Annotated in this window: 14 protein-coding genes; 5 read left to right on the top strand and 9 right to left on the bottom strand. The window is 73.1% G+C overall.

From position 1 onward, the window contains the following. Positions 1-4 precede the first annotated feature (4 nt). The 3 genes from AB0H37_RS32160 to AB0H37_RS32170 are packed head-to-tail and all read right to left on the bottom strand — an operon-like array spanning position 5 to position 3,491. A complete protein-coding gene (locus AB0H37_RS32160; protein ID WP_360616685.1) occupies positions 5-868 on the bottom strand; it encodes a sulfotransferase domain-containing protein in 864 nt (287 codons plus the stop codon). Beyond that, complete coding sequence (locus AB0H37_RS32165; RefSeq protein WP_360616686.1) at positions 865-2,091, bottom strand: hypothetical protein; 1,227 nt, start codon at positions 2,089-2,091, stop codon at positions 865-867. Before AB0H37_RS32165 ends, AB0H37_RS32160 begins: the two co-directional genes overlap by 4 nt. Beyond that, entirely contained in the window at positions 2,088-3,491 is a 1,404-nt protein-coding gene (locus AB0H37_RS32170; protein ID WP_229810288.1) for a hypothetical protein, read from the bottom strand. Before AB0H37_RS32170 ends, AB0H37_RS32165 begins: the two co-directional genes overlap by 4 nt. A 398-nt stretch (positions 3,492-3,889) precedes the next feature. Between AB0H37_RS32170 and AB0H37_RS32175 the strand changes: the two genes are divergently transcribed. Next, positions 3,890-6,730, top strand: a complete 2,841-nt coding sequence (locus AB0H37_RS32175) for a PKD domain-containing protein (RefSeq protein ID WP_360616687.1) — start codon at positions 3,890-3,892, stop codon at positions 6,728-6,730. Positions 6,731-6,857: 127 nt separating this feature from the next. On the opposite strand, the gene AB0H37_RS32180 is transcribed toward AB0H37_RS32175, so the two are convergent. The 6 genes from AB0H37_RS32180 to AB0H37_RS32205 form a co-directional block, all read right to left on the bottom strand. Then, positions 6,858-8,471: a DNRLRE domain-containing protein gene (locus AB0H37_RS32180; RefSeq protein ID WP_179832682.1), complete on the bottom strand. Its 1,614-nt coding sequence runs from the start codon at positions 8,469-8,471 to the stop codon at positions 6,858-6,860. Positions 8,472-8,528: 57 nt separating this feature from the next. Continuing rightward, positions 8,529-9,800, bottom strand: coding sequence for a hypothetical protein (locus tag AB0H37_RS32185; protein WP_360616688.1), 1,272 nt, complete (start codon positions 9,798-9,800; stop codon positions 8,529-8,531). A 106-nt stretch (positions 9,801-9,906) separates the two neighbouring features. After that, the gene (locus tag AB0H37_RS32190) at positions 9,907-10,698 is read right to left on the bottom strand and encodes a WecB/TagA/CpsF family glycosyltransferase (protein ID WP_179832684.1); all 792 of its coding nucleotides are present in this window, start codon (positions 10,696-10,698) and stop codon (positions 9,907-9,909) included. Further along, positions 10,676-11,644, bottom strand: coding sequence for a sulfite exporter TauE/SafE family protein (locus AB0H37_RS32195; RefSeq protein WP_329094935.1), 969 nt, complete (start codon positions 11,642-11,644; stop codon positions 10,676-10,678). Before AB0H37_RS32195 ends, AB0H37_RS32190 begins: the two co-directional genes overlap by 23 nt. Positions 11,645-11,747: 103 nt before the next feature. Continuing rightward, a complete protein-coding gene (gene cysC / locus AB0H37_RS32200) occupies positions 11,748-13,217 on the bottom strand; it encodes an adenylyl-sulfate kinase (RefSeq protein ID WP_329094933.1) in 1,470 nt (489 codons plus the stop codon). A 130-nt stretch (positions 13,218-13,347) separates the two neighbouring features. Continuing rightward, on the bottom strand, positions 13,348-14,232 hold the full coding sequence (locus AB0H37_RS32205) for a class I SAM-dependent methyltransferase (RefSeq protein ID WP_329094931.1): 885 nt from the start codon (positions 14,230-14,232) through the stop codon (positions 13,348-13,350). Positions 14,233-14,491: 259 nt separating this feature from the next. Here AB0H37_RS32205 and mfd point away from each other — a divergent pair, with 259 nt between their 5' ends. The 4 genes from mfd to AB0H37_RS32225 all read left to right on the top strand — a co-directional run bounded on the left by mfd (position 14,492) and on the right by AB0H37_RS32225 (position 22,270). Beyond that, entirely contained in the window at positions 14,492-18,070 is a 3,579-nt protein-coding gene (mfd, locus tag AB0H37_RS32210) for a transcription-repair coupling factor (RefSeq protein ID WP_360616689.1), read from the top strand. Positions 18,071-18,109: 39 nt separating this feature from the next. Beyond that, entirely contained in the window at positions 18,110-18,766 is a 657-nt protein-coding gene (locus AB0H37_RS32215; RefSeq protein WP_179832689.1) for a hypothetical protein, read from the top strand. Positions 18,767-18,771: 5 nt separating this feature from the next. After that, the gene (locus tag AB0H37_RS32220; protein WP_360616690.1) at positions 18,772-19,746 is read left to right on the top strand and encodes a MazG family protein; all 975 of its coding nucleotides are present in this window, start codon (positions 18,772-18,774) and stop codon (positions 19,744-19,746) included. Positions 19,747-19,816: 70 nt separating this feature from the next. Then, positions 19,817-22,270 carry a transglycosylase domain-containing protein gene (locus tag AB0H37_RS32225; protein WP_360616691.1) on the top strand — a complete coding sequence of 818 codons (2,454 nt, stop codon included), beginning with the start codon at positions 19,817-19,819 and terminating at the stop codon, positions 22,268-22,270. Positions 22,271-22,297 lie beyond the last annotated feature (27 nt).

A 22,297-nucleotide genomic window follows, 5' to 3' on the forward strand; every position in this document is an offset into this window, starting at 1 on the left:
CGCCTCATCGCCGCCAGGCGGGCTCGGCGCCGAGGAGCGCGGCGAGCTTGTCGTCCCAGGGGGCGTAGTAGTCGGCCAGGCGGCGCTGCAGGCGGTCCGGCAGGGGGGAGCCCGGCCGGGCGTTGTGCCGCTCGAACGACGCGGGCCGCCACGCCGGCAGTCCCAGGAACTCCAGGGCGGAGTCGTAGCAGGGCTCCGGTTCGGTGAAGAAGTCCTCCGCGAACAGCACGAGCACCCTGTCCCGTCCGAAGAGGGCGAACAGCCGCTCGATCTGCTCGGCGTAGCGGCCGCGGTCGAGGTAGGAGTGGTGCCGGTGGCCGTGGCTCACGTAGGCGGGGTCGGCCCTGATCTTCTCGACCTCCCCGGAGAGCCGCTCGGGCTCCAGATCCAGGGCCCGCTCGAACGGCTCGGTCTCGAACCCCCGCGCCAGCTCGTGCTTGTGGGCGGAGTAGGCCCGCACCGCCGGGTCGCGCAGCAAGACGACGAGCTTCACCCCGGGCAGGTCGCCGGCGATCCGCTCCGGCGCCAGCGGGTGGTGCATGTAGTAGCCGGCGGACTCGAACGCCTGCGGGGCGGCGCCCCGGGCGCGGCGCTCGGCGAGCGCGCGGACCGGGAAGTGCCCCCGGTACCAGCCGAGACCGCGCGGGTAGTTGACGTCGAAGTAGTGCACGCCCTTGTGGAAGTTGGGCTGGACGGTCGCCGGGTGCGCCGCCAGGGCCCGGAACAGCGAGGTGGTGCCGCCGCGCTGCGTGCCGACCATGAGGAAGTCCGGCAGCATCCGGGCGCCCGAGGTCAGCCGCCCTCCGGTGCGTGTCGCGGCCCGGCCCGCCTCCTTGACCCACGGGGGGGCGTCACGGCGTGAGATCACGGGGTTCCTCCCGAAATCGTGTCCTGTGTAGTGGTGTGCAGGAGCGCCAGCAGCCGCTCGGTGTCGGCGCGCAGCGGCCCGCCGATCGGCTCCTGGGCGGCCAGCAGGTAGCGGCGGCACAGCTCCACGAGGTAGAGCCGGACGGTCGCCTCCGCGGCGTGGCCCGTCGGCCCGAGCGGCTCCAGGAGGGCGGCGGCGCCGTCCGGCCAGCTGGTGTAGGGCGGCCCGGACGCGGTGCGCATCGCCTCCTGGAGCCGGTAGTGCAGCAGGTCGAACCCGTTCGGGACTCCGCGCGCGAACCGTTCCCAGTCCCACAGGCGCAGCACGCCGCGGTGCCAGGCCATGTTCCACGGCGTCCAGTCGCCGTGCCAGGCGCCGAAGTCCAGGACCAGATCGCCGTGCGCCTTGCCGACGAACTCCACGACCTCGCCGAAGACGGCGCGCTGCCGCTCGTCCAGGACCAGGCCGGGGCTCGCGGTCATCTCCTCCCAGTAGGCGCTGCCGCGCAGCGGCGCCCGTTCGACGCCGCCGACCTCGAACAGCGCCCGCATCTGGGAGACGGGGGCCCGGCTCCGCGGACGCCAGCCGAGCGCGCCGGTCGGGAGCGGTTCGAGGACGAGCAGGTCCAGGCCGTGCCACGTGCCGTGGTGGAGCAGCCGCGGGACGTGCGGGCGCCCGCGCGACCCCGAAGGGGGCAGGTGGGCGTTCAGGTAGGTGAGGGCGGCGGCCTCGCCGTCGAGAAGGGCGCGGGCCGTGCCGGTGTCGCCGATCTTGACGAACGCCGCGGGCTCGCCGCGCGGCGACAGCACGTGCAGGATCGGCTTGCGGTTGGCGCGGGCGCTCCCGAGCCCCACGCTGACCACCACCGGCCGGCCGAGCAGGTCCGACAGCCGGTCCTCGATGGAGGGGCCGCCGCCGGTGACGCGGAGCCGGTCGCGCAGCGTCCGCTCCGGCAGCCCGGTGCGCACCGCCGCCGCCGTCAGGCCGCGGGAGGCGCGCTGCTTCACGCCGAGGTCGTGGCTGTAGCGGCGCAGCGCGGCCGCGGTGGCGCGCGGCATCCCCGCCGGGACGAGCAGCCGCGGCCGCTCCGCGTCCGGCAGGAACGCCAGTTCCCGGCGCGCCCCCTCGGAGCGCCCCGGTCCGACGGCCTCCACCCGCGCGTCCGGCCACAGGTCCCGCACCGCCGCGATCCAGGCGGCCCGCGTCTCCTCTGATGCGCTCACAGCGGCGCCTCCTCGGCGGCGACCCGGGCACGGGCGCGCGGCCGGGCCTGCGCGCGGGCGTCCCGGCTCGCCCGCCACATCAGGCCCACAGCGATCATCACCGTGTACAGCGGTACCTCCACCATGTCGTAGGTGATCATGAACAGGCCGCAGGCGATCAGGACGGCGCAGCCCGCCAGGGAGTACGCGCCGCGCTCCCGCCAGTGCCGCAGGAACCGGACGGCGAAGAACGCGCAGAACGCGATCGTCCCGACGATGCCGTTGGCGAACAGCAGGAGCCACAGGTGGCCCTGGGTGCCGAGCGGCGGCGAGCCGCACGCCTTGCAGCCGATCTTGTCGCCGCCGGAGACCTGGCCGAGGTCGCCCTGGACGTTGCGGGTGGATCCGAAACCGACCAGCGGGGAGCCGGTGAGGGCGCTGCGGGTGGTCTCCTCGGCCAGCAGCGTGCGGCGATTGTTGCTGTGCGGGTTGTCGAGGCGGTCCTGGACGAGGCCGGGCAGCGGGGACAGCGCCACGACGATCGCGCCCGCCGCGGCCATCCCGGCCGTCCAGGCGATCACGCGGGGACCGCCCACCTGGAGCAGCTTCGCGACGCCGAACAGGCCGATCGCGCCGAGCGCCCCCCACAGCCCCCGGTTCAGCGAGTACACGACCGGCCACAGTGACGCGGCGAGGACGGCCAGCCCGAACGCGCGGCGCCGCATGTCGGCGCGGACGATCCAGGTCAGCAGGAAGTACGGGAGGAAGAAGGCGTAGGCGGCGCCCCAGGTGTTGGCGTAGGCGAACGGCGCCATGGGCCGCGACTGCTCGAACCCGAGGATCGACTCCACTTCGGAGACCCTCGGGTGGACGATGTCGCGGACGAAGGAGTTGGAGGTCAGGCCGTGCGGCAGCACCATCTCCACCGGGGAGGTGAGCTGGATCGACGGGAAGAAGGACCCGATCAGCCCGCCGAGGGTCGTCACGATGAACATGTAGCCGAGGAGCCTGCCGATCTTGCCCGACGGCAGCTCCCGCTCGCTCATGTTACCGACGTAGAGCAGCACGATGGTGGAGGACAGGTACCAGGCGAGCCGGTAGCCGTACACCAGGAGCCGGCTGAACCCGCCGCCCGGTTCGGCGAGGGGCGCGTCGGCCCACAGCACGAACACGCCCAGCACGACCCAGAGCAGGAAGAACAGCCACGCCCCGAAGCCTCCGGGCGCCACCAGGGTGCCGCGCCGCCGCCACAGCGTCATCGCCATGGGCACGCTGATGACCAGCAGCACGACGTTCGCGAGGCCGAGGATCCACCACAGCGGGAAACCGAGCAGCGCGACGGTGAGCGGCCAGCCCGGCCGCAGGCGCCAGGGCAGCAGCCGCGGCGTCGCGAGAGGAGTGCTCCCCGCGATCCCTCGCATCCCGGCCAATCACCGCTCCGTTTCCGTGGGACGCGCCTTCGGGCGCGCGGACCGCGCCGTCCGGTCCCGGACGCACGTCGCCCATGGAAGGACGTCCTGTCTCTTACCAGGGGCGACAGCGGGCGGTGGCCGACTTCGGCCACGCGATCCGGTCGTCCGGTGAGACCCGGCAAGCGTCCTTTCGAGGTGCGCAGCGTACCTCGCGAGACGCGATGGGCGTGCCCGCCGAGGCGAGTCAGGGGGTCCTGCGGCAAGCGGTCCGCCGTGCAGTTCGGCGGCCGAGATCGAAAAGTTAGTGATCAAACGGTGGTACCGGTAGCCCGCTGGCTACGATTGCGCGGCGCTGTGTGCCTTCACGGGGAACATGGCGCTTACTTCTATCTTGCACGGAGGGGTCGATGGGCAGACGCAGGTGGGGGGCGTTGGCCGTGGGGGCCGCGCTCGCGCTGGGGACGCTGACGGGGAGCCTCGCCGCGAGCGCCCCGGCACGCGCGGACCAGCGGGGGTCCGAGCCCGGGCACGGGAAGGTCGTCAACGCCGACCCGGCGAACTACACGCCGAACGTGCTGGACGGCGAGGTCAAGTCGATCATCAAGATCGGCGGCAAGATCTACGTCGGCGGCTCCTTCACCCAGGTGAAGGAGGTCGGGGCCAACAAGCCGACGCTGGTCCGCAACCGGCTGTTCGCCTTCGACGCCGCCACCGGCGCCATCGACCCGGGCTTCGCGCCCGACCTCAACAAGGGCGAGGCCAGCGCGCTGCTGCCCGCCCCCGACGGCCAGTCGATCTACGTCGGCGGAAGCTTCAGCGAGATCAACGGCGTCCGGCACTTCGTGCTCGCCAGGATCAACGCCCAGACCGGCGCCCCCATCGCCGCGTTCGACCCGCAGCTCGACGCCAAGGTCCGCGACCTGCGGCTGGCGGGCGGCCGGCTGTACGTCGGCGGCACCTTCGCGACCGTCGGCGGCGCCGCGCGGGTGGCCCTCGCCGCCCTCGACCCCCAGACGGGTGACCGCGACGACTTCGTGAACCTGAACCTCGCCGGCACCCAGACCGGCGACGGCGTCACCCAGATCTACAAGATGGACGTCAGCCCGGACGGCTCCAAGCTCGTCGGCATCGGCAACTTCAGCTCGGTCGCCGGCAGCACCCGGCGCCAGATCGTCATGGTGGACCTCACCGGCCCGTCCGCGCAGCTCGCGAACTGGGACACCACCCGCTACGCCGACCAGTGCTCGCAGTCGTTCGACACCTACATGCGCGACGTCGAGTTCTCTCCGGACGGCTCGTACTTCGTGGTGACGACCACCGGCGCCTACGGCGGCTCCGCGAAGCTGTGCGACACCCAGGCCCGCTGGGAGAGCCCCGCCACCGGCGGCGGCCAGCAGCCGACCTGGGTGAACTTCACCGGGGGCGACACCACCTACGCCGTGGAGATCACCGACACGGCCGTCTACACCGGCGGCCACTTCCGGTGGGCCAACAACCCGTTCGCCGGCGACAACCCCGGCCAGGGCGCCGTCGGCCGCGAGGGCATCGTCGCGCTCGACCCGGTCAGCGGCCTGCCGTTCAGCTGGAACCCCGGTCGCGACAAGGGCGTCGGCGTCTTCGACATGCTGGCCACCGACGAGGGCCTGTGGATCGGCAGCGACACCGACAACGTCGGCGGCGAGTTCCACCAGAAGCTCGCGATGTTCCCCGTCGCCGGCGGCGCGGCCGTTCCCGCCTACAGCACCGGCGAGCTGCCCGGGAACGTCTACTCCGGCGGCGGCATCGGCTTCGGGGCCGCCAACTACCTCCGGCACCGCTCGTTCGACGGCACCACCGCCGGCGCCGCGGTCGACGACGGCACCGCGGGCATCGACTGGCGGACCGCGCGCGGCGCCTTCATGGTCAACGGGGAGCTCTTCTACGGCTCGTCGGACGGACTGTTCCGGCGCCGCACCTTCGACGGCACCGCGCTCGGCACGGCCGCCACCATCGACACCGCCGACCAGCTCGCCACCATGACGACCTGGCACTCGCAGGTGCAGAACATCACCGGCATGTTCTTCGCCAAGGGCCGGGTCTACTACACGCGCGGGCAGTCCTCGCTCTACTACCGGACGTTCAACCCGGAGAGCAACGTCGTCGGCGCACAGGAGTTCGTCGCGGTGAACAACCTGCCCGGCATGAGCTGGAGCTCGGTCGGCGGCATGTTCGTCGACGGCGCGAACCTCTACTACGTCAACAACGGCAACGGCCGGCTCTACCGGGTCGCGTTCTCCGCGGCGGGAGTGCCGTCCGGATCGTCGACCGAGGTCAGCACCGCCGACTGGCGCGGCCGGACGGTGTTCCTCTACGCGGGGACGCCGAACCAGCCGCCGAGCGCCGCGTTCACCGGCGACTGCGACGGGCTGAACTGCACGTTCAACGCCGGCGGCTCGTCCGACCCCGACGGTTCGATCGCCTCCTACGCCTGGGACTTCGGCGACGGCGAGACCGGCACGGGCGCCACGCCGCAGCACGCGTTCGCCGCGGCCGGCACCTACACGGTCAAGCTGACGGTGACCGACGACCGCGGCGGCAAGGGCACCAGGTCGCAGGACGTGACGGTCGCCTCGAACCAGGTGAACATCGGCTACCGCGGCGGCGCGGGCGGCAACGGCAACGTCCAGACCGCCACGGCGCAGGTCCCGCCCGCGGTGCAGCCCGGCGACGGCATGATCCTCATGCTGACGTTCAACAGCAGCGAGGCGACGCTGGCGACCCCGCCGTCCGGCTGGACGCAGGTCGGCACGCAGGTGGCGGGCACCGCGACGTCCGTCGTCTGGAAGCGCGTCGCCCAGGCCGGTGACGCCGGTACGCAGGTCGGCATCGGGTTCAGCGCCTACACCAAGGCCGACATCCGGCTGCTCGCCTACGAGGGCACCAACGCGACCGACCCGGTCGCGGCCGTGGCCAAGAGCAGCGACCCCGGCTCCGGCACCTCCCACACCAGCCCGTCCGCGCAGGTGGACGCCGCCGGGTCCTGGGCGGTGACGTACTGGGCGGACAAGTCGTCCAGCACGACCTCCTGGACGGCCCCGGCCGGCGTGGAGACCCGCGGCACCGGGATCGGCTCGGGCAGCGGCCGCATCACGGCCCTGGTCGCCGACAGCAACGGCACGGTCGCCACCGGCACCTACGGCGGCAAGACGGCGACGACCGACGCCGCCAGCCGCGCCGCGCTGTGGACCATCATCCTGGCCCGCAAGTAGGACGCGTCACCGCACGTGCCACGCCCCCCGCCGGGTCTCCGGCGGGGGGCGTGGCACGTCGGGCGTCAGGGGCCTGGGCCGTCAAGGCCCGGACGGGTGTGGGGGGACCGGGCCGCAGGAGGGGCCTTCAGCAGAAGTCGCTCCAGGCCCTGCGGCTCTGGGTGTCGAGGAGGCGGAAGTCGCCGGTGTTCCAGTCGAGGTCGAAGTAGGCGACCCACAGGGCACGGTGCTTGGCGAGGTAGGCGTTGGTGGCGTTCAGCCAGGCGGCGCGCCTGTCGCCGTTGTCGCCGGCGACGAGGTAGCTGCCGGTCTCGGCGATGCCGAACGGGAGGTCCTCGCCCTTGCTGACCGCGACGACCCGGTCGTACATGGCGGCCGGGTCGTCGTAGCGGCCCTTCTTCCAGCCGAGGTTGTACACGTCCCAGCCGAGGACCTGGATGACGTCGCGGCCCGGGTAGTAGTCGCGCCAGTCGCGCTTGGACAGCGGGTCGAGGCTCCAGCCCATCAGGACGAGGGTGGCGTGGAGGCGGGGGTTGTCCGCCTTGTCGGCGAGGGACCGCAGCCGCCGCCACGCGGCGCGGTAGTCGGCGGCGGTGAACTCGCCGGAGGCGATGTTGTCCTCGGGCTCGTGGTAGTAGACCCAGTAGAGGTCGCGGTCGCGGGGCGCGGTGGCGAACCAGCGGGTCAGCTCCCGGTCGTACTTGCCGGCGAGCACGTCCTTGGGCGCCAGCTTGAACGAGATGATCGGCGGGCGCTTCCCGGTGTCGGGCTTGCCCGGCCACGCGGGCGGGACGCCCTGGTAGAACAGCCGGACCGTCTCCAGGCCGCCGTAGGCGGCGTCCAGGCGGGTGAGGGACTTCTGGAAGGTCTCACCCGGCTTGAGTTCTAGGGAGAGGCCGCAGAGCGTCCGCCCGCCGGCCGGGGACGTCCCGGGGGTCTTCACCGGCTGCGGGGTCTCCCAGGTGGGTTCCGGTCCGGGCGCGGGAAGCGCCGTGCCGGACGTCTCCGGCGACCTGCTCGGCGTCGGAGGCCGTGCGCCCGGCCGGGTCCGCAGGACGAGGCGCGGGCCCTCGGCCGTCTCCCGGGAGTGCAGCGAGACCGCCGTCCGGGGGCCCGGGCCGGTGACGGCGAACGCGTAGAGGCCGGGGCCGGTCACCACATCACCGACGTCGAAGGAGACCTTGCCCCCCGAGCCGGTGGGGGCGGTCGCCACGACGGGTCCGGCGACCGGGCGGTTGCCCCAGGACGTGCCGTCCTCGGTCCACGCGCCGGGCAGGGTGCGCAGCTCGACCCGCCGCGGCCGGTTCTCCGGCCGGTCGAACGTCATCTCCACCCGGGCCCGGGTGACCGCCGGGGTGCCGGGCGGCACCTCGAACGCGACATAGGCCTCGGTGTGCCAGTCGGGCCAGGCCGAGGCGGTGATCTTCTTTGCGTCGCCGAACGTCGTGCCGGGCATCTCGCGCACGACGTAGGTGTCCGCCGTGGCGGAGACGACCGCGTTCGCGCGCGCGCCGGCCGTCCGGGCGTTGTGGGTCGTGCCGGTCCCCGACAGGGCGACCGCACCCGCGGAGCCGCCCAGCACCAGCAGGGCGCTCGCGGAGGTGACGTAGAAGAACGGGCGGGGCCCGCGCCGCCGGTCGCGCCGTCGGCGCGGTCCGTCCGGCGGGACGGGCAGGGAACGGCGCGCGTCCGGCCGGTGATGCCCGCCGGGAACCACCTTGCGCTGTTCGTGATGGACCACGGCCCCCGTCCCCTCCCGCAGAACGTCCCCGCTCTTCATCTCATGCGAGCCGCCGGATCACCCCGTGGGGAACATCCCGAGGCGGCCGTGGTACTCGTGACCGAGCTGGTCGGTGTCGCTGCCGACGAGCATCCCCTTCGGGTGGGCGACCAGCGTCTCGACGCCGTGGCCGAGCGTCCGCGTGGGGTTCCACGGGAGCGCCTTGCCGGTCTTCGGGTCGAGCGCGCCGATGCCGGGCCGCGACACGGCTCCGGGACCGGCGGAGTCGTGCCCGTAGGGGTTGTTCAGCCAGCGCTGGTGCCCGCCGACGTAGACCGCGGAGCCGGTCACCGAGGTGGACAGCAGCGTGTCGCCGCCCGTCCAGTTGACCCAGGTGGGCTTCTGCCCGGACCCGGTGGGCGACGACTCCCAGCGGGCGGCCGAGTCGCACATCTGGGTCTGGCCGTAGGGGCCGCCCGTGGTGACGACCACGAAGTACTTGCCGTCGGGGGAGAAGTCCATGCCCCGCATGTAGGTGTCGAACGCGGCGAGGTTGCAGGGGGTGGAGTACCGCTGGGTCGACCAGGTCGACAGCTTCGCGGTGCCCTTGCCCAGGTTGATCATCGCGATCTGGGGCCGGCTCTCCCCGTTGACCTTGGTGAACGTCCCGTTGATGACCATCCGGGTGTCGGTGCGGTCGACCGCCAGCCGGTACACCTTGAGGTCGCCCGACCGGGGCTCGGTGACGGTGAAGTTGAAGGCGTTGTCGGCGACGCCCGTGAGCCTGTCGACCCGCGCGAGACCGGTGCGCGCCTTGCCGCCCGCCTTGGTGAACATGCCGCCGAGGTAGAGCCGGGCGCCGCGCACCACCATGGTGTAGACCCGGTAGTTCACGTTCGGCTTGAAGCCGGTGTGGACCTTGTTGGTGGAGACCTTGAGGGCGGTCACCGTGCCGGTCTTGGTGCCGTTGACGGTCGTGAAGGTCCCGGCCGCGTAGATCCAGTCGCTGGACCCGGGCTGCAGCGCGTGGACGGTCCCGTCGACCTTCGGCACGAAGGCCGTGCTGATCTTCCCGTTCCGCATGTCGTAGGCGAACAGGTTGTGCCGCTTGACGGTCTTCTTGCCGCTGCCGGCCTCGCGGACCTCCTCGAAGTTCCCGCCGACGACGACCCAGTTCCCCACGACGGTGATGGCGCGGACGGTGCCGTCCAGCACGTGCGGGGTGTTGTTCACCGGGTTGGCGGAGACGACCGCCGACTGGGAGATGTCGGCGGAGGCCGTGCCCGTGGCGGCGGGGACGGTGAGCACCGCGAGCGCGGTGGCCGTAAGGCAGGCGATGGTGGGGCGCATGAAGGTGCTCCGGGATGCGGCCGGGGACGCTGATGGCATCTTGTCCTACCACATAGCTAGATAACGGGTATTGGTTCCTGGAAAGTGCGTCATGGAGGCCTGTGGCTCAGTCGGCGGGCGCCCTTCCGTGCCGCAGGCGATGGTGCAGGACCCGGGCCAGGTAGGCGCCCAGTTCGACGGTGTAGCGGCGCCAGAGGCGGCGGGGCTCGCGCGCCAGGCGGTAGAGGAAGCCGACGCGCAGCTTCGTGACCCAGGCGGGGTAGTAGTCGCGCCGTTCGGCGAGGTGCTCGAAGTACGCGCCGCACGTGATGATGACCGGCGCGGTGAGGCGGTCGCGGTACTCGGCGACGAACCGCTGCTGCAGCGGTGTCCCGAGGCCGACGTGCAGGATGTCCGGGGCCGCGTCGTTGATCTCCTCGACGAGGCGCTCGGCGGTCTCCGCGGGGATGCGGCCCTGCTCGTCCGCCCAGTGGCCGTGCTGGGTGCCCGCGACCTCCACGCCCGGGTACCAGGCGCGGACGTTCGCGGCGGCGGCCTCGGCGATGCCGGGCGCGTTGCCGAACAGGAAGACGCGCCAGCCCTCCTCGGCGGGCTGGCCGAACAGGTCGTCGGTGAGGTCGTCGTTGGCCATCCGGCCGGGAACGGGGCGCCCGAAGATCTTCGCGGCCAGCACGACGCCCCAGCCGTCGGGGAGGTTGAGGTCGAAGCCGTTCATCAGGTCGCGCAGCCCCGGGTCCTTCTGCGCCCTGAGGACGTAGTCCGGGTTGGCGAAGGTGACCGTCAGCTTGGACCGCTCCTTGACGGCCGCCGCCACGAAGGAGCGGAACCGTGCGACGTCCACGCGGCTGACCCGTACGCCGAGGACGTCGACGGTGTCATGCGGCCATCGTGGGTCCACGTTCGCTCTGCTCTCCTGAGGCACCGGCGACGCCGGGGGAAACGACCGGAGAGGAGAGCGTATCCCGGCGCGGCGCGGCGCGGTGGCGAAGCGCGAGCCAGGCGCCGACCGTGGCGGCGGTGAGGACGACCATGGTCCAGGCGAGCGGGACGGCCGGGACGCCGAACATCTTCAGCGAGGAGGCGACCAGCACCAGGGCCAGCACTCGCCGGATCAGGGTGCTCGGGGCCCGGGAGGAGATCCTGGAGCCGAGGTAGACGCCGGGGATCGAGCCGGCGAGCAGCGCGGCGGTGACCTCCATGCGGAAGTCGCCGAACAGCAGGTGGCCGATGGCGGCCGCGAAGACCAGAGGGACGGCCTGGAGCAGGTCGGTGCCGACGAGCTGGTTGGCCTTGAGCGCCGGGTAGAGGGCCAGCAGCGCGACGATGATGAGGGAGCCGGAGCCGACCGAGGTGATGCCGACGACGAGGCCGCCGACGACGCCGATCAGCACGGTCGGGACGGGGCGGACCGTGATCTTCGGGGACGGGTCGCCGTCTCCGGTGGATCCGGCGCGGCCCCGGTAGGCGAGGTAGCCGCGCAGCACCAGGCCCGCGGCGGCGATCATCAGGGCCGCGCCCATCGCCTTGCCGATGACGTTCTCCACGGAGTCGCCGTGGCCGAGCGCGCGGGCCAGCAGGACGCCGGAGAACGCGGCGGGCACCGAGCCCAGGCACAGCCACTTGACCAGCCGCATGTCGATGGTGCCCTGCCGGTAGTGGACGGCGCTGCCCACCGGTTTCATCACGGCGGCGGCGACCAGGTCGCTGGACACGGCGGCGAGCGGGCTCACTCCGAAGAACGTCACGAGCATCGGCGTCATCAGGGCGCCCCCGCCCATGCCGGTCAGCCCGACGATGATGGCGACGAGGAACGAGCCGAGCGCCATCGTCCAATCGAAGTCCATCGGCATGACCTACCTGTCATGTAGGAATTATGGCTAACACGATAGGTGATGCCCGCTGGATCGGGAAAATACCGGACAAGAGGGACGGATGGGACGAAGGGGGCTACTCCGCCCGCACCCAGCCGCCGCCGACCAGCAGGTCGAGGACCCGGGCGACCGCCTCGTCCGGCGCCAGCCGGGAGGTGTCGAGCGTCAGGTCGGCGTCGTCCGGCTCCTCGTAGGGGTCGGAGATGCCGGTGAACTCGGGGATCTGCCCGGCGCGTGCCTTGGCGTACAGGCCCTTGCGGTCGCGGCGCTCGCACTCCTCCAGCGGCGTCGCCACGTGCACGAGGATGAAGTCGCCCACGGCGGAGACCATCCGCCGCACCTCGGCGCGGGTGGCGGCGTAGGGGGCGATCGGCGCGCAGACGGCGGTGCCGCCGTGCCGGGTGATCTCGGCGGCGACGAAGCCGATGCGGCGGATGTTGAGGTCGCGGTCGGCGCGGGAGAACGTCAGGCCCGCCGACAGCATCCGCCGGACGACGTCGCCGTCCAGGAGCGTGACCGTCCGGCCGCCGCGCTCCACCAGCGCGTCGGCCAGGCCGCGCGCGACCGTGGACTTCCCGGAGCCGGACAGGCCGGTGAAGAACACCGTGATGCCGCGCGAGCGCTTCGGGGGGCGCGCCAGCGCCAGTTCGGCGGCGACGGCGGGCGGGGTGAACCAGTCGGGGACGGGCTCGCCCGCGTCCAGCAGCTCGTTCAGCCGCTCGGGGGTCAGCTCCGCCTGGACGTGGTCGGGCTCGATGCGCGCGACGGGCCGCCAGACCTCCACGTCGGCGTCGTAGGCCCACGGCTCCGGGACGACGAGCGGGACGGCGGTGCCCTCCATCTCCCGTTCGGCGAGCAGGTGGGTGGCGCCGTAGGCGGCGGCGACGTGCGCGCGGAGCAGGATGTCGCGTTCCCGGTCGCCGCGCGCCGGCAGCGGCACGGGGATGATCTGGGCGCCGTCGGGCAGCTCCTTGCGGACGCCGAGCAGCGCACGGACGAGGGACTCGTCGTGCTCGCCGCCCAGCAGCGGCAGGACGAGGACCTTCGCGGCGAGCCGCTCGGCGACCTGGCGGAGCTGGCCGAGCTGCTTGCGGTGCAGGGGCTCGCGGGTGGCCACCGCGAGCACGTCGCCCTCGAACGCGTCGAGCTCGTCCGGGCGGCGGCGCAGGCGGTGGAACGGTCCGTGCGCGGGGGCGCGGAGGGCCTCCAGCGGTCCGGCGAGCCGCCAGCCCTGGGTCGTCGGGTCCTGCCACGCCTCGCCGATCCGCAGCACCGCGAGCGGCACGCCCTCGGGGTCCTGCAGGACGACCCGCTCATGGCCGGTCAGCTCCTTGGGGACCGAGAGCGTGACCGGGACCGGCCACGGGGTGCCGTCCGCGAGCCGTCCCCCGGCGATCACCATGGCGGTGTCGAACGAGCCGAGGAAGCCCTCCAGCGGGCGGTACACCCCCGCGAGGACGAGTTCGAGGTCGGCGAGCTCGACCGGATCCGGGGTCCAGGCGGGCAGGTCGCGCAGCGTGTCGGGAAGGCCTGCTTCGGCGGTCACCGCGATCTCCGATCCCGCCCGGCGAGGCGGCCGGGCTCATCCGTGGCGAGCAGGGGTTTCGCAGGAAAAATACTGCCCCGGCCTGACCGTTCGCACGCCCGCCCCGGCCGGGACGGCCCTCCGCCCCCGATCAGATGACCCGCGCGAAGCGGTTCTCGGGCTTGCGGATGACGAGGGTGACCTCGCTGTGGTCCGCCGTCAGGCGCCCCCGGGTGACCGCCGACACCAGCCGGCACAGCAGGTCGGCGAGGCCGGTTCCGGCCCCGAGGGCCTCCAGCGCCTGCCGCGAGGTGTACTCCTCGGCGACGACCAGCCCGCGCATGACGCAGTACCAGCGCAGACCCGACCGGGACGCGACCCGGTCGTAGATCGCCGCGGGCGGGCTAGTCCGGACCACCGGCACCGGCCGTGACGCGGCCGGCTCCGGTGCCGTCAGGACCTCCCGGGCCGGGGCCTGCCCAGCGTCGGCCCCGAGCTCGCCCGCCGGGTACGGGACGCGGGCGTGGGCGCCGCGGGCCCGGCGCGGGCGCTCGGCGAACGGCGCGCGCCCCGGGCGGAGGCGGCGCCGGCCGGACGCGCGCAGCCAGCGGGGGAGCGTGCGGTCCAGGAACCCGAACGCGGTGTCGCGGTCGCGCAGGTGCACCAGCAGCAGCCCGCCGGGCTTCAGCGCGGCGACGAACCTGTCGAGCACCAGTTCGGCGTGCGGGATGCGCTCGATCAGGTACGAGGCGTGGACGATGTCGAACGCGCGCGGTGGAAGCGGGACGGTGCGCAGGTCGCCGAGGTGCCAGGTGTCGAGGTCGGGCCGCTCGCAGGTGTAGGCGCGCAGCTCCGGGGACTCCCGGTCGACTCCCGTGACCTCGCGCTCGTGGTCGCCGAGATCCAGGCCCGTACCCCAGCCACAGCCCGCTTCGAGGATGTGGATCCGCTGCAGGGGGTTCTCCAGGGCGTACTGGCGGGCGCGTTCTGAGAAGAGATCGCCGCCGTTGACCGGCGACGTACGCAGATCGGTCACAATCTCGCAGCGTAATCGCTTGGCTGCGCTCCGTCCGCTATTTGCCTTTTCTTGGCGACGGCCGTGTCGCCGTCCGTGCCGGTCAGGGCACGGACGGCGAGCGGCGCCCGCCTGGAAGGGCGCCTTCGGCGCCGCCTGAACGAGCGCCGCCGGGGGCGCGTACGCTGGTACGCGGTACCGGGTCCGGCTGGATTCCGGGTTTTCGGCCTGCCCTGCCCCGGGGTGATCGGCCAAGTTGCGGGCGAATATCGGGCGAATAATGACGCTTTCTGGACTTGTTGACCTTGCATGCACCGACCCCGGTCTGCGGAACGCGCTCACGCGGCCGCGCACGGACCGGGAGATCGTCGCGCCCGCCGCGCTGTGGCCGATCCTGGCCGCCGCGCTGAGCCGCCGCCTGGGCGAGGACGGCGCGGGCGTCGTGCTCGCGGTGACCGCGACGGGCCGCGAGGCCGAGGACCTGACCGCCGCCCTGTCGAGCCTGCTCGACCCCGGGCGCGTCGCGCACTTCCCGGCCTGGGAGACGCTGCCGCACGAGAAGCTGTCGCCGCGCTCGGACACGGTCGGGCAGCGGCTCGCGGTGCTGCGCCGCCTCGTCCACCCGGGCGCGGGCGGCCCCCCCGGCGGGGACGGCTCGGCGAAGGGCGGCGCGCTGGACGTCGTGGTGACGCCGGTCCGCGCGGTGCTGCAGCCGATCGTGTCCGGCCTCGCCGACCTGGAGCCGGTGCGGCTGGCCTCCGGCGAGGACGCCGACATGGACGACGCGGTCCGGCGCCTGGTGGAGGCCGGGTACCACCGCGTCGACCTGGTGGAGAAGCGCGGCGAGATCGCGGTGCGCGGCGGGATCCTCGACGTGTTCCCGCCGACCGAGGAGCACCCGCTCCGGGTGGAGTTCTGGGGCGACACCGTCGAGGAGATCCGCTACTTCAAGGCCGCCGACCAGCGCTCGCTGGAGGTCGCGCAGGGCGGGCTGTGGGCGCCGCCGTGCCGTGAGCTGCCGCTGACGGAGAAGGTGCGCGAGCGCGCGAAGCTGCTCGCGCAGGAGCACCCGGCCCTGGAGGAGATCCTCGGCCGGATCGCCGACGGCGACACCGTGGAGGGCATGGAGGCGTTCTCGCCCGTCCTCGCCGAGAGCATGGAGTTGCTGACCGACCTGCTGCCGGACGGGTCGGCGCTGCTGGTCTGCGAGCCGGAGCGGATCCGCACCCGCTCGGTCGAGCTGGTCCGCACGAGCCAGGAGTTCCTGGAGGCGAGCTGGGTCAACGCCGCCGCCGGGGGAGAGGCGCCGATCGACCTCGGCGCCGCGGCGTTCCGCTCGCTGGAGGAGGTCCGCGAGCACAGCACGGAGCTGGGGCTGCCGCGGTGGAGCGTGACGGCGCTGAGCCCGCTGGCGGCGGGCGGCGCGGTCGGCGAGCTCCCGGACGCCGAGTCCCCGGACGGCGGCGCGGAGGCGCTGAGCCTCGGGGTGCAGCAGGCGGAGGCCTACCGCGGCGACACCTCCCGCGTCGTCGGCGACCTCAAGGGCTGGACGGACGGCGGCTGGCGCGTCGTGCTGGTCACCGCCGGGCACGGGCCCGCCGAGCGGCTCGTCCAGCTCGCCCGGGAGGAGGGCGTCGGCGCTCGGCTCGCCGATCTGGCCGGGGCGCCCGATCCGTCGGTCGTCACGGTCACGACCGGGCTGCTGGAGAACGGGTTCACCTGGGAGTCGGTCAAGCTCGCGGTGCTGACCGAGACCGACCTGTCGGGGCAGAAGTCGTCCACGCGGGACGCGCGGCGCATGCCGTCGCGGCGGCGCGGCGGCATCGACCCGCTCCAGCTCAAGACGGGCGACTACGTGGTGCACGAGCAGCACGGCGTCGGGCGGTACGTGGAGATGGTCAGCCGGACGGTGCAGGGCGCCACCCGCGAGTACCTGATCCTGGAGTACGCCAAGAGCGACCGGCTGTTCGTCCCGACCGACCAGCTGGAGGAGCTCACCCGCTACGTCGGCGGCGAGGCGCCCAGCCTCCACCGGCTCGGCGGCGCCGACTGGCAGAAGGCCAAGTCCCGCGCCCGCAAGGCGGTCAAGCAGATCGCCGGGGAGCTGATCCGGCTCTACTCGGCGCGGATGGCGAGCCCCGGCCACGGGTTCGCGCCCGACACCCCGTGGCAGCGGGAGCTGGAGGACGCCTTCCCCTACAACGAGACGCCCGACCAGCTCGCCGCCATCGACGAGGTGAAGGGCGACATGGAGCGGCCCGTCCCGATGGACCGGCTGATCTGCGGCGACGTCGGCTACGGCAAGACCGAGATCGCCGTGCGGGCGGCGTTCAAGGCCGTCCAGGACGGGCGGCAGGTCGCGGTGCTCGTGCCGACGACGCTGCTGGTGCAGCAGCACCTGTCGACGTTCGCCGAGCGGTTCGCGGCGTTCCCCGTCGTGGTGAAGCCGATCAGCCGGTTCCAGTCCGACAAGGAGATCGAGGAGACGCTGCGGGGGGTGTCGGAGGGCTCGGTGGACGTCGTTGTCGGCACGCACCGGATCCTGTCGTCGCAGACCCGCTTCAAGAACCTCGGCCTGGTGGTCATCGACGAGGAGCAGCGGTTCGGCGTCGAGCACAAGGAGGAGCTGAAGCGGCTGCGGACGCAGGTGGACGTGCTCGCCATGTCGGCGACGCCGATCCCGCGGACGCTGGAGATGGGCCTCACCGGCATCCGCGAGATGTCGACGATCCTCACCCCGCCGGAGGAGCGCCACCCCGTCCTGACGTTCGTCGGCCCGTACGAGGAGAAGCAGATCGCCGCGGCGATCCGGCGCGAGCTGCTGCGCGAGGGCCAGGTGTTCTTCGTGCACAACCGCGTCCGCTCCATCAACAAGGTGGCGGCGAACCTGGCGCGGCTCGTCCCGGAGGCGCGGATCGCGGTCGCGCACGGCCAGATGAACGAGCACGAGCTCGAGAAGGTCATGGTCGACTTCTGGGAGAAGAACTACGACGTCCTCGTCGCGACCACGATCGTGGAGTCCGGGCTGGACGTCCCGAACGCCAACACCCTCATCGTCGACCGCGCCGACATGTACGGGCTGTCGCAGCTTCACCAGCTGCGCGGGCGGGTGGGGCGCGGCCGGGAGCGGGCCTACTCCTACTTCCTCTACCAGCCGGAGCAGCCGCTCACCGAGACCGCGCACGAGCGGCTCGCGACGCTGGCCCAGCACACCGAGATCGGGGCCGGCATGTACGTCGCGATGAAGGACCTGGAGATCCGCGGCGCGGGCAACATCCTCGGCGCCGAGCAGTCCGGGCACGTCGCGGGCGTCGGCTTCGACCTGTACGTCCGGATGGTCGGCGAGGCGGTGCGGGAGCTGAAGGAGGGCGGCGCAGCGCCCGAGGCCGTCGAGACCAGGGTCGAGCTGCCCGTCGACGCGCACCTGCCGCACGAGTACGTGCCGGGCGAGCGGCTCCGGCTGGACGCCTACCGGCGGATCGCCGCGATCACCTCCGAGGACGAGATCGGCGCCGTGCACGAGGAGCTGAAGGACCGGTTCGGTCCGCTGCCCGTCCCGGTGCTGAACCTGCTGGAGGTCGCCCGGTTCCGGGCCAAGGCCCGCAGGGCGGGGCTGAGCGACGTCACCCTCCAGGGCACCTTCGTCAAGTTCATGCCCGTTGACCTCCCCGACTCCAAGCAGGTCAGGCTGCAGCGCCTGTACCCGAAGAGCATCCTGAAGCCGGCGACCGACACCCTGCTCGTGCCCGCCCCGAAGACCGCGCAGCTCGGCGGCCGCCCGCTGCGCGACCAGGAGCTGCTGAAGTGGGCGACCGACCTGGTGGACGCGCTGTTCCTGGAGTCCGCGGCGCGGCGCTAGGCTGGCGCCGCACCGATCCGGCGACGAGACGAGGAATCCGTGCCTGGTAAGTCCGTGAAGGCGGCGGTGGCGGCCGTGCTGGCGGCCGCCGCGCTGGCCGGTTGCGGCGGCTCCCCGAAGGTCGGCACCGCCGCACTCGTCGGCGACGACCGCATCACCGTCACCACCCTCAGCCAGACCGTCCGCGACTGGCGCGCGCAGTTCCGCTCGGACCCGGCGGCCAACGAGCTGCGCGCGAACCCCGCCAACCCGGCGCCGCAGGTCGCCGGCGAGTCCGAGTCCGACCTGCAGGGCGCGCTCACCCTGCTGATCAACTTCAGGGTCGCCGACAAGGTGGCGCGCCGGGCGGGGGTCGAGGTCACCGGCGGGCAGGTCGACGGCGCACTCCAGGCCCTGGACCACCAGGGCGGGGCCCAGTCGATCACGCTGGCGAGCGGGCTGCCCCGCGCGCACGCCCGCGACCTGGCCCGGCTGGTGGCGACGCAGCTGGCGGTCATGCAGCGGTTCGGCGCCGATCTGGACAACCGGCTGAACCCGGCGACCGAGCAGGCCGGCCGGCAGTGGAACGAGCTGTTCCAGCGCACCGCCGCGGGCATGCACATCAAGGTCAACCCGCGCTACGGGCACTACGACCCCGCCAAGTTCGAGGTCGCCCCGATCGTCTACCGGCTGTCCAGCCCCGATTCGGGTATCTGAGGCCGATGAGCCTCACCCTGCTGGCGACCACGCACCGGGTCGCGCCGGGCCTGCTGACCTGGCGGGCCTGGGACGCGCTCCGCTCGGCGGACGCCGTCCGCCTCCGGGACGGGCACCCGCTGCTGCCCGCGCTCCTCGACGCCGGCGTCGTCCCGGACCTCGTGGAGGAGCCCGACCCGGCCGTTCTGGTGGCCGACGCCCGGCGCGCGGACGTGCTGTGGGTGGCCGCGCCCGAGGGCGACGAGGCTCTGATGCGCGGGGTCGGGGCCCTGGTCGTCGACGACCCGCTGGACGTCGAGGTGCTGCACGGCTCCTACGACCTGCCCGGCGCACGGCTGCTCGACCTGGTGTCGGTGATGGACACGCTGCGCCGCGAATGCCCGTGGGACCGCAAGCAGACGCACACCACCCTCGTCCCGTACCTGCTGGAGGAGTCCTACGAGGTCCTCGACACCGTCGAGGAGGGCGACTACGGCGCGCTCCGCGAGGAGCTGGGCGACGTGCTGATGCAGGTGGCGTTCCACTCGGTGGTGGCCGCCGAGCGCGACGACGGGACCGAGTTCACGATCGACGACGTGGCGGGCGCGATCGTCGACAAGCTCGTCCGGCGGCACCCGCACGTGTTCGGGGACGTCACCGTCTCCGGCGCCGACGAGGTCAACGCCAACTGGGAGCAGATCAAGGCGGCCGAGCGGGCGGAGAAGAGCGGCGCGGACGCCTCGGCGCTCGACGGCGTGCCGATGGGCCAGCCCTCGCTGTCGCTGGCCGCGCAACTGCAGCGCCGCGCCGCGCGTATGGACGCCCCGTCCGGCCTCACCGAGGGGCTGGCGGAGGAGGCCGGGGCCGAGCTCGGCGGACGGCTGTTCGCGCTGGTCCGGGAGGCGGGGGAGCGGGGCGTGGACGCCGAGTCCGAGTTGCGGGCCGTTTCCCGGGTATTCCGGGATCGTGTCCGAGCGTGGGAGCGGCGAGAACGCGCCTGAATCGGGGGATAACGGGCGGAACCTCGCCGATGGGGTGGTCCGCCCGGGAAGGCGCGTCTACTCTGAGCGCGTGCCGACCGAGGCCGGAACTGACGAAGGGGATCCCGGGACGGGAGCCCCCGCGGCGCGGCGCCCCCGCCCGCGCCGCCTGCTCACCCCGTCGACGACCCGCGCCGAGAAGGCCCGCGCGGTGCGCGGCCTCGGCGCCTTCGGCGGTCTGGCCGGCCTGCTCGTCGCGCTCATGCTGCTGCCGACCGCGTGCACGGCGGGCGTCGGCGCCCGCGACGCCGCCGGCTGGTTCGAGTCCGAGCCGGAGGGGCTGACGACCTCCGGCGTCCCGCAGCGCTCGAAGATCCTCGCCGCGGACGGGTCCACCCTCGCCACGTTCTTCTACCAGAACCGGGTCGACGTCCCGTTCAAGAAGATCGCCCCGGTGCTGCGCCAGGCGGTGCTGGCGATCGAGGACAGCCGCTTCTACGAGCACGGCGCCATCGACGCGCAGGGCACCCTGCGGGCGCTCGCCAGCAACCTCAGCAACGGCCAGGTGACGCAGGGCGGGTCCGGCATCACCCAGCAGTACGTGAAGAACCTGCTGCTCACCCAGGCCGACACCGACGTCGAGCGGCAGGAGGCCCGGGAGGTCTCGGCCGCCCGCAAGATCCGCGAGCTGAAGTACGCGGTGGCGCTGGAGAAGAGGTTCACCAAGGACGAGATCCTGCGCCGCTACCTCAACATCGCCTACTACGGCGACGGCGCCTACGGCGTCGAGGCGGCGTCCCGGCACTACTTCTCCAAGCACGCCTCCGAGCTGACGCTGCCCGAGGCGGCGCTGCTGGCCGGCGTCGTCCGCTACCCCTACGCCTACGACCCGATCCGCCATCCCGCCGCGGCCCGGCAGCGCCGCGACACCGTCCTGACCCGGATGGCCGAGCTCGGCTGGCTCGACCAGGCCAAGGCGGCCGAGGCCAAGCGGGCCCCCGTCAAGCTGGACGTCGACAACGTGCACAGCGGCTGCGTCACCAGCGACGCCCCGTTCTTCTGCGACTACGTCCAGCGCGAGATCCTCACCGACCAGGTGTTCGGCAAGACGGCCGAGGACCGGGAGAAGCTGCTCAAGCGCGGCGGGCTGACGATCCGCACCACCCTGGACCGGCGGGCGCAGAAGGCCGCGCAGCGCGCCGTCGACCGGCACGTCCCGCCGAAGAACTCCGCGCACAAGGCCGCCGCGGAGGCGATGGTGCAGCCGGGCACCGGCGAGATCAAGGCGATGGTCGTGGACCGCGAACTCGGCCCCGACCGGGACCGCGGCCGGACGTGGATCAACTTCGCCGCCGACGCCAGCCACGGCTCCAGCATCGGCATGCAGGCCGGGTCCACGTTCAAGGCGTTCACGCTGGCCGCGGCGCTGGACGAGGGCATGCCGTTCGGGACCCGGATGATGGCTCCGCGCTCCTACACGCCCGTCGGCTACCGCAACTGCGACGGCGACCGCGTCGGCGACCCGTCCGCCTCCCTGCGCAACTCCGCCGACGGCGAGGGCGGCAAGCAGTTCAGCATCGTCACCGGGACGCACCACTCGGTCAACACGTTCTTCCTCGCCCTGGAGAAGAAGGTCGGCCTCTGCGACACGGTCAAGATGGCCGAACGGCTCGGGATGAAGCAGGCGAACGGCAAGCCGCTGGAGGAGTACCCCTCCTTCACGCTCGGCTTCAACCCCGTCTCCCCGCTGCGGCTCGCGGCGGCCTACGCGGCGTTCGGCGCCCGCGGCCGCTACTGCGAGCCGATCGCGATCAGGGAGATCCGCGCCGCGTCCGGGCGCAGGCTGAAGGTGCCGGGGCGCCACTGCGAGCAGGCGATGGACGAGGGCGTCGCGGACGCCGTGAACTACGTCCTGCGCGGCGTCCTGACCAAGGGCACCGCGCGGGGCATGGGCCTCGGGCGCGACGCCGCGGGCAAGACCGGGACCGTCGACGACTTCTCCGCCGCCTGGTTCGCGGGGTACACGCCGGACCTGGCGGCGGCCGTGTGGGTCGGCGACCCGCGCGGCGGCTACAAGCACCCGATGGGCGATCTGTGCATGGACGGCCGGTGCTACGGCTCGGTGTTCGGGGCGACGATCCCGGCGCCGATCTGGCGGCAGAGCATGCTCGGGGCGCTGTCGCGCACCGATCCGGGCTCGTTCCACCGCCCGCCGTCGCGCTTCTTCAGCAGGGGCTCGGGCGAGGAACGGGCCAGGGTGCCCGACGTGCGCGGCATGAAGCCGAGCGAGGCCGTCGCCCGGCTCCGCGCCGCCGGCTTCAAGGCCCGGATCGGGGCGCCCGTGGCGTCCCGCCGGTTCCCGAAGGGGACCGTCGCCGGCATGTCGCCCGCGTCGGCCGAGCCCGGCGACACCATCACGCTGTACGTCAGCAAGGGCGCCGGGCGCCGGCCCGGCGGGCAGCGCCGGGGAGGCGGCCTCCCCACCGTCCCACCCGTCACGCCCACCCCCGAACCGGGCGGACCGGCCCGGCAGGCCCCTGCGTGACCTGCGTCGACGTGTGATCGTCCAGTC

This window comes from Actinomadura sp. NPDC023710 (assembly GCF_040639875.1).
Taxonomy (GTDB): Bacteria; Actinomycetota; Actinomycetes; order Streptosporangiales; family Streptosporangiaceae; genus Spirillospora; species Spirillospora citrea.

What these genes read in the sequence shown, in the direction of transcription:
- AB0H37_RS32175 (WP_360616687.1), top strand. Translation starts at nt 3,890, where the DNA reads ATGGGCAGACGCAGGTGGGGGGCGTTGGCCGTGGGGGCCGCGCTCGCG.
- AB0H37_RS32185 (WP_360616688.1), bottom strand. Translation starts at nt 9,800, where the DNA reads ATGCGCCCCACCATCGCCTGCCTTACGGCCACCGCGCTCGCGGTGCTC.
- mfd (WP_360616689.1), top strand. Translation starts at nt 14,492, where the DNA reads ATGACGCTTTCTGGACTTGTTGACCTTGCATGCACCGACCCCGGTCTG.
- AB0H37_RS32195 (WP_329094935.1), bottom strand. Translation starts at nt 11,644, where the DNA reads ATGGACTTCGATTGGACGATGGCGCTCGGCTCGTTCCTCGTCGCCATC.
- AB0H37_RS32220 (WP_360616690.1), top strand. Translation starts at nt 18,772, where the DNA reads ATGAGCCTCACCCTGCTGGCGACCACGCACCGGGTCGCGCCGGGCCTG.
- AB0H37_RS32170 (WP_229810288.1), bottom strand. Translation starts at nt 3,491, where the DNA reads ATGCGAGGGATCGCGGGGAGCACTCCTCTCGCGACGCCGCGGCTGCTG.